General features: G+C 44.1%; 15 protein-coding genes. 1 reads left to right on the top strand and 14 read right to left on the bottom strand.

All coding sequences use genetic code 11. The features are described from left to right. Window positions 1-8: 8 nt before the first annotated feature. From LKD46_RS03795 to LKD46_RS03750, 10 genes are all read right to left on the bottom strand, one after another. Entirely contained in the window at window positions 9-1,451 is a 1,443-nt protein-coding gene (locus LKD46_RS03795) for a flippase (protein ID WP_118368690.1), read from the bottom strand. 43 nt (window positions 1,452-1,494) lie between these two features. Beyond that, a complete protein-coding gene (locus LKD46_RS03790; RefSeq protein ID WP_118368689.1) occupies window positions 1,495-2,532 on the bottom strand; it encodes an NAD-dependent epimerase/dehydratase family protein in 1,038 nt (345 codons plus the stop codon). A gap of 50 nt (window positions 2,533-2,582) precedes the next feature. After that, entirely contained in the window at window positions 2,583-3,215 is a 633-nt protein-coding gene (locus tag LKD46_RS03785) for an IspD/TarI family cytidylyltransferase (protein WP_227573823.1), read from the bottom strand. Beyond that, complete coding sequence (locus LKD46_RS03780) at window positions 3,203-4,711, bottom strand: recombinase family protein (RefSeq protein ID WP_005927564.1); 1,509 nt, start codon at window positions 4,709-4,711, stop codon at window positions 3,203-3,205. Before LKD46_RS03780 ends, LKD46_RS03785 begins: the two co-directional genes overlap by 13 nt. A gap of 89 nt (window positions 4,712-4,800) precedes the next feature. Further along, the gene (locus LKD46_RS03775) at window positions 4,801-4,977 is read right to left on the bottom strand and encodes a hypothetical protein (RefSeq protein WP_165483719.1); all 177 of its coding nucleotides are present in this window, start codon (window positions 4,975-4,977) and stop codon (window positions 4,801-4,803) included. Window positions 4,978-5,110: 133 nt separating this feature from the next. Further along, the gene (locus LKD46_RS03770) at window positions 5,111-5,314 is read right to left on the bottom strand and encodes a hypothetical protein (protein WP_044927990.1); all 204 of its coding nucleotides are present in this window, start codon (window positions 5,312-5,314) and stop codon (window positions 5,111-5,113) included. A 508-nt stretch (window positions 5,315-5,822) separates the two neighbouring features. Then, a complete protein-coding gene (locus LKD46_RS03765; protein ID WP_044927992.1) occupies window positions 5,823-6,245 on the bottom strand; it encodes an RNA polymerase sigma factor in 423 nt (140 codons plus the stop codon). 425 nt (window positions 6,246-6,670) lie between these two features. Further along, on the bottom strand, window positions 6,671-7,543 hold the full coding sequence (locus tag LKD46_RS03760; RefSeq protein ID WP_227573822.1) for a hypothetical protein: 873 nt from the start codon (window positions 7,541-7,543) through the stop codon (window positions 6,671-6,673). A 131-nt stretch (window positions 7,544-7,674) separates the two neighbouring features. Continuing rightward, window positions 7,675-9,087, bottom strand: a complete 1,413-nt coding sequence (locus LKD46_RS03755; protein ID WP_195522533.1) for a sensor histidine kinase — start codon at window positions 9,085-9,087, stop codon at window positions 7,675-7,677. Beyond that, on the bottom strand, window positions 9,071-9,742 hold the full coding sequence (locus LKD46_RS03750; RefSeq protein WP_007887836.1) for a response regulator transcription factor: 672 nt from the start codon (window positions 9,740-9,742) through the stop codon (window positions 9,071-9,073). The genes LKD46_RS03755 and LKD46_RS03750 overlap by 17 nt, the downstream gene beginning before the upstream one ends. 199 nt (window positions 9,743-9,941) lie before the next feature. Here LKD46_RS03750 and LKD46_RS03745 point away from each other — a divergent pair, with 199 nt between their 5' ends. After that, window positions 9,942-10,298: a helix-turn-helix transcriptional regulator gene (locus tag LKD46_RS03745; RefSeq protein ID WP_007887838.1), complete on the top strand. Its 357-nt coding sequence runs from the start codon at window positions 9,942-9,944 to the stop codon at window positions 10,296-10,298. A 179-nt stretch (window positions 10,299-10,477) separates the two neighbouring features. On the opposite strand, the gene LKD46_RS03740 is transcribed toward LKD46_RS03745, so the two are convergent. From LKD46_RS03740 to LKD46_RS03725, 4 genes are all read right to left on the bottom strand, one after another. Next, complete coding sequence (locus LKD46_RS03740) at window positions 10,478-11,893, bottom strand: relaxase/mobilization nuclease domain-containing protein (RefSeq protein ID WP_227573821.1); 1,416 nt, start codon at window positions 11,891-11,893, stop codon at window positions 10,478-10,480. Window positions 11,894-11,972: 79 nt separating this feature from the next. Continuing rightward, a complete protein-coding gene (locus tag LKD46_RS03735) occupies window positions 11,973-12,263 on the bottom strand; it encodes a CD1845 family protein (RefSeq protein ID WP_158398577.1) in 291 nt (96 codons plus the stop codon). Between the two features lie 175 nt (window positions 12,264-12,438). Beyond that, window positions 12,439-12,780, bottom strand: a complete 342-nt coding sequence (locus LKD46_RS03730) for a plasmid mobilization protein (RefSeq protein ID WP_021419845.1) — start codon at window positions 12,778-12,780, stop codon at window positions 12,439-12,441. After that, window positions 12,780-12,962, bottom strand: a complete 183-nt coding sequence (locus LKD46_RS03725; RefSeq protein ID WP_023042373.1) for a DUF4316 domain-containing protein — start codon at window positions 12,960-12,962, stop codon at window positions 12,780-12,782. The genes LKD46_RS03730 and LKD46_RS03725 overlap by 1 nt, the downstream gene beginning before the upstream one ends. Between the last annotated feature and the right edge of the window lie 7 nt (window positions 12,963-12,969).

Genomic DNA, 12,969 nt, shown 5'->3' with positions numbered 1-12,969 from the left:
AACAGATATTATATTATTTTATTTTTTATTGTATTAAAAATTTCAAGAAACAGTTCTTCTTTCAAAATCAGTAATACAAATCCATATGCACCAAAAAAAAGAAGTGATGATATTACTAATGAAAAAAAACATTCTAAATTTAATATTTTCACCCACAAAGATACAATACTACCGACAGACAATGCAATTAATATTTTTATATAATGTATCTGTCGAAAAGTATTCAAAATTTCATCTTTTAACGCATAAAACTGGACAACAAAAACTGCAAACTCAGCAACCAATGTACCTATTGCAGCTCCCGTTGACGCATAAACCGGGATCAATAGTGCATTGATAATGACATCCACGACAGCACCAACAATCTCAGAATATAATACAATTTTCTCTCGTCCTGTTGGTACAAGTATCTGAATTCCAAGTATATTTGTAATACCAATTAATAAAAGAGTTGGCATAATCACCTGCATGGGTATAATAGAGCCAACATAATTATTACCTGACAAAAAGAAAATCCCTTCTTTTGCAAAATAAATAAAATATACAAACAAAGGTGTTGCCATTAAAAAGACAAAATTCAATGCCTTTCTTGTAATTCTATGAAACTCTTTCAATTCTCCTCTTTGTATATAATAAGATGCTCTAGGCAACAATACTGTCCCTAATGATGTTACAACACTCACAAGGATTACTTTAATTTTTACTGCTGCATTATAATATCCCACATCTGTATCTGTTGTCATAAATCCCAACATTACCGTATCAAGATTTGTATATATTGTTGTTGCACATGACATAGCAAAGAATATCAATACTGGTTTTAGATGTCGTCCAAAATTGTAATTTCCAACAGGCTTCGGATTTATAAATTTATGTGCATTAATCAAATTTAAAATATTCGATGCAGAAGCTGCAAAAATTGTTATTCCACCATAAATAACATAATCCGTCTGTTTATGTACGAGAAAGAACATAAAAATCAGTGCGATAAATTTGAAAATAACTGATCGTACTGTGATATAAGTATACTGTTCCAAGGCTTTATATAACCATTCCATGCCGATAGATGTCAAAATAATGTTAAAACTCAATATTACATACAATTCTTTTTCACATCTAAATTTAGGTACATAAAACAACAATATAATCAATACCATATAAGAAATCATACTCATGATTATATTAATGATCAAAAGTTCCTGTGCCACCTTGGAAAGTTTCTCACGATTATCCCTAACTTTTGCACACGCCCGAATTCCATATGTAGGAATACCTAATTGAGCAAACATAGAAAAATATGTAATAACAGATGTTGCCATCGACACTTTTCCTGTTCCAACTGGCAATAAAACTCTTGATACATACGGAAAAGTTATCAATGGAAAAATGAAAGAAGACATTGTCAGAATTATATTCATAACAAAATTTAGTTTTATTGATTTCTTTTTCATTTATTTTTTCTACTCTCTTACTTATAAGATTTTCGTACTTACTCTATATTTCCTCAATCTTCATCTGTTCAATCATTCTCTTATATGCATCCTCTAAGCCTATTTCTGGTGTCCACCCTAAAGCTTGTAATTTATCAGAATTTAACTTCATTTTCGTATCTTCTGCATAACCAAATACATTATCTTTAGGAATATCGTATATTACTTTAATTTTCCCATTTGAAATTTTATCCGCAACCATATGCGCCATTTCTGCAATTGTAGTATGTGATTTTGGATTTGCCACATTATATGCTTCACCATTTTCTCCGTAAAGTAAAATTATAAATAATCCTAAAACACAATCTCGAGTATAACAATAATTTCCTTCCGATAATCCTCTCGTATGCAATACTATATCTCTTCCTGAAATTACGCTTTTAGCAAATTGAGCAAATACACGATTCTCCCCTGGCAAAATTCCTGCGCCAAACGTTTGTGCTAACCTAGCAATCTTGACTTTAACTCCGTATTCTCTCATATATGCAACACACATATTTTCGCATAACCGCTTACTTTCAGGATAATTACTACGTACTTTCAATGGATTAATGTAACCAATCTTATCTTCTGTTATCTCTGTATCAGAATTATTAAATGTTCCATACATTTCCATTGATGAAATATATACCATTGATTTACATTCATTTTTACAAGCAAGTTCTAAAATATTTTTTGTACCTTCTATTGCTGTAGATAATGTCTCTACTGGTTTTTCAATCATTAATTTAGATGTTGTTACAGCAGCACAATGAAAGATCCAGTCAACTTTTTTATTAACATTAATAGGAAATGTGATATCACCAACAATAAGCTCAATATTGTCCAACTCATGTCTACTATATAATTTATTTGCTTTTTCAATATTTCTCACTAATGCAATAATATGAATACCTTCTACTGCTATAAGTGCTCTTACTATTGAAGCTCCGATAAGCCCAGTTGCCCCAGTTACCAGAACAGTGGTTTCCTTCAGCTGCTCATACTGTAACGGATATTTTGCGATATATTGCAAATCATCCTCTAGCGGTCCTTTTCTCATCCAGCATCTCCTCCTTTAATTTATTTTTCTTTATAAGCTTTTTATTATCCTTATTCAAGCCCATATATTTGCTCATTTTCTTTTGCTTCAAGAATAGCTCGCATAGTATAAAAATCTTCTGGTGTTGTAATTTTAATATTTTCTCCTGGTCCATCAATCAGATAAAGATCATATCCATATCTTTGCATCATTGTGCAAGAATCAATACAATTCTTTTCACCTTCTGAAAGTGCTTTTTCATGAGCTTTCAAAATATCATCTAGCCAAAAACTTTGTGGAGCTTTGGCAACTCTTGAATTGTTCCGACTTGGGACATAATCAATTGTTGCTGTTCCCTCATTAACAACAAGTATTGTCTCTTTTACTTTAGCTGTTGTGATTGCAGAACCATATTTAATCACCGATTGAATATTATCACTAATTACTTTCTCATTAATCAATGGTCTAACGCCATCATGAATTAAAACAATGCTTTTTTCATCTTTTGCAATCTGTTTTGCAGATTTAAGACCATTGTATATGGATAATTGACCTGTTTCCCCTCCAGGAACTACAGATTTTACTTTTTCAATACGAAATTTATAAAGAAGTTTATTTAAATATGGAAACATCGGTGTACAAGGGGTACAAACAAGATAAAATAGAAATGAGGGGCGATAGAGCGGAAATGTCAGATTTTCCACTCTATCTGAACACGGTCGCTGGTGGCCTTGATCGTAGAGATCAAACCATCGGCGGCTTTTCTTTTGTCGTCAAAATCTATGCTGTCCCAGTTGTCGAGATAATAGGATAACTTCTTTATCTGCTGGGGCGATATGGTTTCAACACTCAATTCGGCGATTGCCTTTGAAATGGTCTGGCGTCGGGTGTCCAGTTCTTCAATTTTTTTGTTAGCGTAGGCAAGCAAGGTCGCATTGGCTCCGGTCAGCGTGTCCAGCAGCTTTTCAATTTCTGCCTCCACCTGTGCCAGTTCCACTTGATAGGCTGTCAGTTTCGGATTGACTTTTTCCTCCCTGCCGTGGAGTATCTGAAAGTCTTTGAATTTCTCCTGCATGGCCGAGAAAATGAATTGCTCAAATTCTTCTTTGCGGATTTTCCCACAGCCCGGACAGCCTTTGTTTTCCGTCCGTTTGGTACAGCGGAAATATCCGGTGCTGTTTGGTACATGGGTGGCTTTCAGAGCATACCCACAATGCCCGCATTTGATTTTTCCGGCCAGCCAAGTGTTCTTCGGTTTCCGTCCCTGCTGGAAGGTGGTATTTGCCATAAGTTTTTTCCGGCATTTCAGCCATGTGTCAGAGGAAATGAGTGCTTCATGGGGAGCGATAACAAGTATCTGGTCTTTTAAGCACCTGTCCTTGTCCTCCTTCACATCCCGCCCCTGATAGAGATAGCAGCCGTTTGTTCCGGCAAAGTCAGAAGCGTCATTGACAATCGCTGCACCCTGACTCTTGAAAAATTCGTACAGCTCCAAATCGGCCTGTGCGTAAACGGGGTTTCTTAAAAGCTGGGAAAGAAATGTACGGAACATGGATTTTCCATAAATTTTTATGTCATGTTCCTCGAAGTATCGGGTAATATCTCCGAAGGAGGTTTCCGGTTCAGCGTACATTTCAAACATCAGCCGAACATGGTCGGCGGCTACGGGGTCGGCAACCATTTTCTTTGTACGGATACCCTCTACCACAGTAGGCTCTAACTGATAACCGTATGGTGCCTGTCCGCTCATGTGGAAACCTTTCAGACACCGGGAATAGTAGGCGTCTGTGACACGCTTCTGAATTGTCTCCCGTTCAAGCTGGGCGAATACAATGCAGATATTCAGCATGGCCCGGCCCATCGGGGTCGAAGTATCAAACTTTTCTGTGGATGATACAAACTCCACATCATACTCTTGAAACAGCTCCATCATCGTTGCAAAGTCCAGAATAGAGCGGCTTATACGGTCCAGTTTATACACGATGACCCGCCTGACCTTTCCCTTGCGGATCTCGCCCAACAGCTTTTGAAACTCCGGCCTATCCGTATTTTTACCGGAATAGCCTTTGTCCTTGAATACCCGGCAGCTCCCACCTTTCAATTCATACTTGCAAAAGTCAATCTGACTTTCAATGCTGATACTGTCCTTGCGGTCTACTGACTGTCTTGCGTAAATACAATCTTCTCTGATAAATTCCATATTGGGCTCCTTTCCTTGTTGGAATGGAGCTACCAACCTTACAACTATATTATACCATCAGCAGCCCCGGACAACAATGTTGCGAATGATTAGGGAAATCTGTCTCCATATTTGCGGAACACCTCATAAAGACAACGCTCAATTTCTTTTTTGCGCTGTGCTTTCTCCTTCGGGGGAAGTACCGGCGTGAGGCTTTCCAGCACAATGATCTTCCCTTGAAATGCGACAGACTTTGTTTCTCGTTCATAAGTGACAGCTTGCGTCATTGAAAACCTCCTTTGCGAAAGTGCGTGTATATGCCTGCCTTTCCCACTTGTCCCGTGGGGAAATGTCAAAAGACGGCACCCAGCAGGTGCCGCCCTTTGAGCTTTCTCCACTTCGGGTCGATGTGACCCGAGGTCAGTAAGGACTGGAATGGTACTTTTCTTTGGCATCCTCCACGCTGTTGAGGTCAAATACTTCATAAAGCTGCCCCACAACACGCCGTATATCCTTCTTTGAAAATCCGCAGTCCTCCATTGCCATAATGACATAACCACGGCAGGCGTCATTGCTCCATTCGTCCGGTTCCAAGCCGGGGATCATTCCAAACGCATTTCCCATAAAGTGCTCCTTTTTTTGAAAAGATGGGGAGCCACGCCGGATTGGTTGGCCTATCATCAGACAGCATTGCCGGGGGCTCCCCATAGGTTTTCACTTCATTTCAGACACACCGGACGGGCATAGGCTTCATGCCCCATAGTATTTCAACTCTCCCCATTCTGATGGCAAGGCGTTCTCATTGCCTGCGACGGCTCACGGCTTACAAGGCCGCTTCAACGCTCGGACTGTGACTAAACGCAAGTATCCGGGTTCTGCGCCTGTTCCGGTGGAGCCAGCCTTGCCCCACCTATGGCATGGACCTGTTCGCTCGCTCAGTTTTACAAAGACTGTATTCTCTGAAATCCGAGGTCATGGCGGGTCTGTCACACAGCGCGTTTCCCTTCGTATCCGGGTGTCTTTTTATTCAATTTTCAATCTGCATGAGGCTTGTCTGAACCTCGGGCCATTGTGACCCGAAGTGTTTTGCCTCTCATAAGCCATTTCATTTTCCGGCCTAAATCGGTACGCCTTACAAAGAATTTTTCAAAATTTTTTCTAAGTGCCGCAGACCTCGCTCGATTGCGACACGAACCACTTTTTCATGGACGCCCTCTGCCCGGGCAATATCCTGTTTGGTCATGCCGAGAATGAAATGAGCGTAAATCCGTTTTGCCTGTTTGTTCGGCAGACTGGCAATCGCCGCATGAAGCTCCTGCATGGTCACTTTCCGCTCATACAGTTCATGGGGAGATAAGGCGACAAAGACAGCTTCATGCTCCAGCCCGTCATCCCGATCAAGGGAATAGTAGGCTTTGTGGCGGTATGTACGCAGCCGGTAGGCAGCCTCTTTACGATCAAACTCTTTGAACATTTCTGCAACTTCTTCCGATACTTCCATGAAGCAATCTGATGTATAGAATGGGTAATAGTCCCGCAAATTGATAATAGCCATATTGACCTCCGTTTCGGTTGTTGGTTGACGAGCGACCGAAGCGGAGGGCGGCGGAGAGCGACACCGGGGTTGGACTTCGGGCCAAGTTGGCCCGGGGCAAAGCAAAAGAAATGCGCCCGCACAGCAAGACACTATGCAGACGCATGAAATTACATTATCATAATTGTACTGATATATTGTACCTTCATAGCCAGACTGTCCCGGAGGGGGAGCTACGCTTTTTTTAGCTGGTGAAGGTCATGGGAATTGTGAGAAAGTAAGATGGACACGGCGACACCCTCCTATGGGCCGCCGTGGGGTTACTGAATATCCAAAGAGAAACGGCGGCTCTGAAAATTGAGCCGCCGTTTCAAATAGACGTATTGATAGGCTGCTGTACGACGGCTTTTTTTCTTTTGCCGTCGTGCGGCAGATAGATGGTTTATTTAGTTATGGCTTGCATTACCTATGGGCTGATTTCCAGACATTCCGGCCTGTGTATGCTCGTCAAATTCCTCTTGACTGTATTTCTCGATGCCAGTTAATGTTCCGTGATGTTCGCTGTTCAAGTGGCCGTAATCACGAACGGTATAAATGTCTATTGTGCCAACACCACTTCCAAGCGTTCTCATTTCGCCTTGGAATTTTCCGCTGGTGAGGCTTTCACCATTAGAAGTGAGAACATCCCGGAAATAGCGGACTTCCTCACCATTGAAATACCACTGATCTTTTTCGGCATCATAGGTTACTCCAAATGCCTCATACTCTGCAACGAGCTTTGCAGTTTCGCTATCTTCAAGCGGCGTTCCTGCCATAGCAACGGATGTGCTGTTTTTCAACGCCTCAATATCCCGTGCGTCAAATTCCTGCTGGGTAAACTCTTTTAAGCCAATCAGTTTACCCGCCGGATCAACGGAGCCGTCAGCCGCTTTTGAAAAGCTCTCTAAATCCCGTACAGCATACACATCTACTGTGCCGTTCTCATTTAGAAAATCAATACCGGCGGTTTCGTTGTTACTGATGGGATAATAGTCCTCAAACCAGCGAACCAAATTCCCGTTATAGGTAAGTTCATCTTTGACCGCGTCATAGGTCATCCCGTATTGTTCATAAGGTGCAAACATTTTTTCTTTGTCTGCGGCGGAGAGTGCCGAGCTGTCCTCGCTGTTTCCCAGCGCCTCAGAACCGCCAAGAGGTTGACTGATTTCTTCCTTGATAACGGGATTACCTTGTTCCTGGCTGTTCTGTGGTGTCGTACTGCATCCAGCCAAACAGCCTAACAAGAGCATGGACGCAGCGCATAATGCCATTCTTCTCATAGTGTTTACCAATCCTTTCTTTGAATGTACCCCAAGTATAGCAAAGCATTTTGGGATACCTTTGGGATTAGTTTGTGATTTATGTGTAGTTAAAAAAAGCGGCAGGTTGTTCACCTGCCGCTGATTGTCCGCTAAATCGTGAAGAAGAATTTAACACCGTTTTCTGTGTTGCAAGCCTCACAATAGCTGTTATGTTGTTGTAAAATTCTTTGAACCATATAAAGCCCTAAGCCGCTGCCGCCTGTTCTTCTACTGCGGGATTGCTCCATACGATAAAAAGCGTCAAACAATTTGGGAATATCATCTTCTGGTATATGTGTACCTGTGTTCTCTACGGAGAACAAAAAGCGTCCGTTGGTATTTTGTAAAATAATATCAACGCTTGCTCCATGCGGCGAATACTTTACAGCATTTGAAATCAAATTGGAGAACACCTTTTCAATCAGTAATTTGTTCCCATTGATAAAAGCGGGAGACTGTATAGCAAGATGTATTTGTAGCTCTTTTGTTGCCACTAAATCATCAATCTCCCTCAAATAGCCATGTATCATGGGAGCGCAATCAAAATGCTCCATTTTGAAATCGACATTGGTTTCCAGCCTTGAAATCGTTAATATTTCCTGCACCATCGTTTCAAGCGTAGCTGCAACTTCCAAGGATCGGGCAAGATACTTTTCGTGGTCTTTATATGCCCCTATACCCAATAGCATCCCCTCTAATTGACCCTTGATAATAGTGATAGGGGTTTTCAGTTCATGGGAAGCGGAAGAAAAGAAATCCTGTTGTGCCCGTTCCAGCGCCTTTTGATGTTCAATATCCTTTTGGAGCTGGAGATTTGCACTTTGCAACTCCTCCAAGGTAGCAGATAGTTTCCGGGACAGCGTATTCAAGCTATTCTCCAGTACACCCAGCTCGTCAGAACGGCGTTCCTCAAGTTGCCATTCCAGCCGCATATCAGACATCTCTTTAGAAATCCGACTGATTTTTAATACCGGGTTTGTAATGATACGAGAATACACCCAAGCAGTTGCCAACGATACAAGGAGAATAACGCAAAACAAAATCGGTAATACGCTTACAAATGATTGCCGCAGTTCTGCGATTTGAGAGGCTTCTCCATAAACTGTTAAAATATATTGGCTATTATCATCTGCAAATGAGAAGTAATAGCTGTTGGATATAATCGGCGCACTTTCATAAGATGCTCCGCCAAGAGCCTCCCCGGTGATCCCATCGTTAAAGCTATTTTGGTTAGACGGTGTTTCCACCAGAACACCATCAGCAGTATAAAGCTCCACCATGCTAATTGTCGTGTTTTGAAGAAACTGATCAAAAAGTCCGCCGCTATCCTGCATACGGATATGTTCTAATTCATAAATAAAGTCGCTTGTCTGTTCATCTAATGCCGCATTGAGATTGTTAGAATAGGTTTGAGGCATATACCAAGCCAAAACGCCATAGACAAGAAAGCTCACGCAGAGCAAAACTGCCACAGTCAGAATAAAGACTTTAGCAAACAGACTGCCTTTAATTCTCTTTATCAACTTTATATCCCACCCCTCTGATTGTTTGAATGAAATCTATTCCCAATTTTTTTCGTAGATTTTTGATATGGGTATCAACAACACGCTCGTCCCCATAAAAATCATATCGCCACAGCTTATCCAACAAGTTCTGCCGGGTCAATATCCGGCCCTGATGGGTCAGCAGTTCCCGCAGTATTTCAAATTCCTTTTGTGTCAGTTCAAAATTAGCTCCGTCCACGGTGGCGGTGTAGCTGTCACAGTTCAAAAGCAAATTGCCATAAGTAATGATTTGATACTTTTCATCTGTTTCCCGGTTACTGCGCCGAAGTACAGCCGCAATTTTGCGGAGCAGGACAGGCATAGAAAACGGTTTTGTGATGTAGTCATCCACCTGCAAATCCAATCCTTTAATCTGATCTTCTTCTCCGCTTAATGCGGTTAGCATAATGATAGGAACATCAGATTGCTTGCGTATCAATTCACAGACACCGTAACCGTCAATTTTGGGGAGCATAATGTCCAACACAATCAAGTCATATCGTTCTCCCGCAAATAAAGATAGTGCCTCGACACCATCATTTGCAACAGCTACTTCATATCCTGCTTCTTGTAAAAAATTCTGTAAAAGTTCTTGAATATCAAAATCGTCCTCAACGACTAAAATCCTTTGCATAATAACACCTCCAAAGATAGCGTATCATAGATTTTTGTGATTAAAGTGTAGTTTTCAAATTTTCTTTCTGTTATTATACCTTGTCCGTGTAACATCGGCAACCTTGCCGACGGGCAATAAAATACTACTAAAACATAAAATCGTGTTTCGTTCTCATAGTCAAACCCGAAATGTAAAATAATATAGGGGTGATATGAGAATGTACCAAGACACCAGACGGCTTGACTTCCACGCATTAGGCCGGGAGATCAAGCGCAAGAGAGAGGCAAAAGGTTGGACGCAGGAATATCTTGCACAGCTTGTAGACCGTACCCCACGCTCTATCATGTATTTTGAAAACCGGGGTCAGCATCCAAGCCTGAATACCTTTTACCAAATCGTCACCTTGCTGGATATTTCCGTAGACCAATTCTTTTATCCTGACAGGCAAAATAGCGAAAGCGACTGCCGCCAGCACATTGATAGACTGCTCAACTCAATGGACGAAAAGGAATTGACGGTCATGGAGGCCACAGCAGAGGGACTACAAAAAGCCAGAGAAACGGAGGTCATGTAAAAGGGCCTTCGTTTTTCTTGTTTTTGGAGTACTTTTCGGGGGTTCCGCTAAATGGCAAGCAATGCCTCTGTGGCCACAAGTGGCACAAAGGCGGCTTGTTGGGGCTCGCCCCAAACCCGTATCTTCGGGCCAACATGGCCCGAAGTGTCAGCGTCGCTTTGCACCTTGTTTTCATAACCTTAACGCTCCTTTTCCTGCTTTCTTCCCGGTTCGGTGTAGCCCATCAGAGTGTCAATGTTCGCCTTGATCGTGACGATCTCCTGCATATCCCGTCGTGCCTTCTGGTATTCTCCATAGAGCTGTTTTTTCTTTGCTGTGAGCTTGCGGCCTTCCTCCTTCAGCACATCCATTTTAGGGAGCTTCGCCCCGCCCAGCAGAGAGCGCATTTCCGCTTGTGCAGCCCGGTACAGTTCAAGGTCGGCCTCATGCTCCGCAAGGAATTTCCGGCTGTACTTCGTCGCCTTATACTGCTCAAAGACTGGGCGGGTTTTGGCATACTGAACCGTTGCGGCCTTTAGCCCGGCATTGGTTTTCATGGCCTGTTCCGTCTGCTTGACCTGTTCGGAAATAACATGGAAACGGTCTGCCGCCTCGGTGGCTTTCTTCGCCAACTGCTCATAATCGGTCAGGTTATTGTCCTGTATATAGGCAAGAGCGGCGGCCATCTGCTTAATGTTAAATACCTTCGCCCAGCGTTCATATCCCGGCCCCTTACCGGCAGCCAGCTTTGCTTGAATATCCACCGCCAGACTGATTTTCCGCTCCGAGCGCCCGGGGTGTTTTTCTTTGCCCTCAATGGCGGACAGAACATCTTGCAAGTCGTAGCCGTCCCCCAGCGTGGAGGCACGCAGACGGGTGAAGCGTTCCTGTCCCTGCCCGGTCAGCCGGAAGCTGATACCGCCGCCCCGAACCGTCTTGACCTCATACCCGGCCCGCTTCATCAAATTGAGAAATTCGTCCAGATCAGCGGGGCGTTCCGCCAGCGCAGTATCAATGGCAAGGCGCAGTCGGTCCTGATAGGAAAGCGGCCCTTTCCGGTCTTTCTGCCACTCCCCATAGTTCCGATACTTGCTCTTGCTCCGGGGCTTCGGGTTCTCCACGATGGACAGCCCGTTTTCAAGGCACAGCCTGTCAGAGAGCCGCCGAAGGGCGAAGCTGGAGCCCCAAAAATTTCGGAATTTCCGGGTGCAGTCAAGGGTGGTGGAGTTGTAATAAATGTGACAATGGATGTGCTGCTTATCGGTGTGCGTGGTAACGATAAAAGCGTGCCGCCCCTTTGTCCAGCGCATAGCCAGCTCATAGCCGATACGGTTCGCCTCCTTCGGGGTGATCTCGCCCGGATAGAAGGATTGTCGTATCTGATAGCACAGCACATCATTGGCCTTTTTCTGTTCCCGGCCTGTCATGGCGGCATAGCTGGCCTTTGCCAAAAGGAACTCGTCCGCCACAGTGACCGGATCACATTCATAAGCGGAGATGTACTTTCCGCTTTCTGTTTTTTCCGGGTTCTTGCCATAGTCCAGACAATCCCGGATAGCCTCAGCAATCGTTTCGCCTTCGCCCGCATGGCGCTGCAACAAAGTTGTGGTAGCCAAAAATCATTCCTCCTTTCCATGAGAAAGGGGCGGCCCATTCAGACCGCCCCGACTTCGGGTCAGTATGGCCCGAGGCTGCTTAACTTGCAAGAAACCGGTACAGAGCGGATTTGCCTCCGTCCAGCGCCCAAAGAAGGGAGCCCACCGCCGCTTGCAGTCCATACGGCGAAAGAAGGAAGGCAAGAAACAGAAATACAATCCCGCCTATGGGCGTCGGCGTGAAAAAAAGAGCGACACCCAGCACCGCCAGGATCACAGAGGCAATCGTCAGCAGGACGGCACAAATATCAAATAGGAACACCAGCAGAGCCGCCAGAAGGGACAACGCTAAAGCAAAGGGAGCAACCAATATTTTCAGCAGTATCTTCATCTTCAAAACCTCCTTTATCTATCCTTCCTACCTCTATTTTATCATGCTTGCCCGGGGACATAAATGTTGCGAAAGATTAGTAAATCCTGTCCCAAACTTTTGGGTCATACTGGCCCGAAGTGGTAAAAAAAGAGCAGGGCGGCAAGCCCCGCAACGGAAGCCTGCCGCCCTCGTCTTACTTTGCCACCAGCTCGGAAAGCTCCCGCAGCACCTTTGACACCTCGCCCCACAGCTTTTCATAGTCCCGCTTCAATCCGTCGATTTCCTCCGGGTACACGCCGTAGGTATGCGCGTGTACGGCGACCTGATTGAGATTGTTGGAACAGCGTCTTTGCAGAGAGATCAGCTCTTTTATGGGCGCAAGGTCAACGTGCAGGATATACCCGTTCAGAGCCATCTTCCGCACATAAGCCCCGGCATTGGAAATGCCCGCCTCGGCCATCCGTTCATGGATAGCCGCCAGCTCGTCCGGCGTTACCATGACGTGCAGATGGACATTCCGCTTGCGGTTCTCCATCAGCGTTCCAGCTCCCGGCCTTTCCGGCGCTCTTTGGGTTCCTTTACCTTATCCAGCGGCTTTGCGTCCAGCTCCGGGGGCGTGGGTTGGATGGGCGTGTTGTTGGGTACGCCGTCGATCATGTTGCAGTTCTGCTCCGTGGAGAGCTCGGCGGTTTTCAGATAGTTGTCTTTTTCGTGCATGGCGTTC

It is taken from the genome of Blautia fusiformis (genome assembly GCF_020686995.1).
Lineage (GTDB): Bacteria > Bacillota > Clostridia > Lachnospirales > Lachnospiraceae > Blautia_A > Blautia_A fusiformis.
Note: the sequence above shows the minus strand (reverse complement) of the source record. Positions and strands in the feature narration are given on the sequence as shown.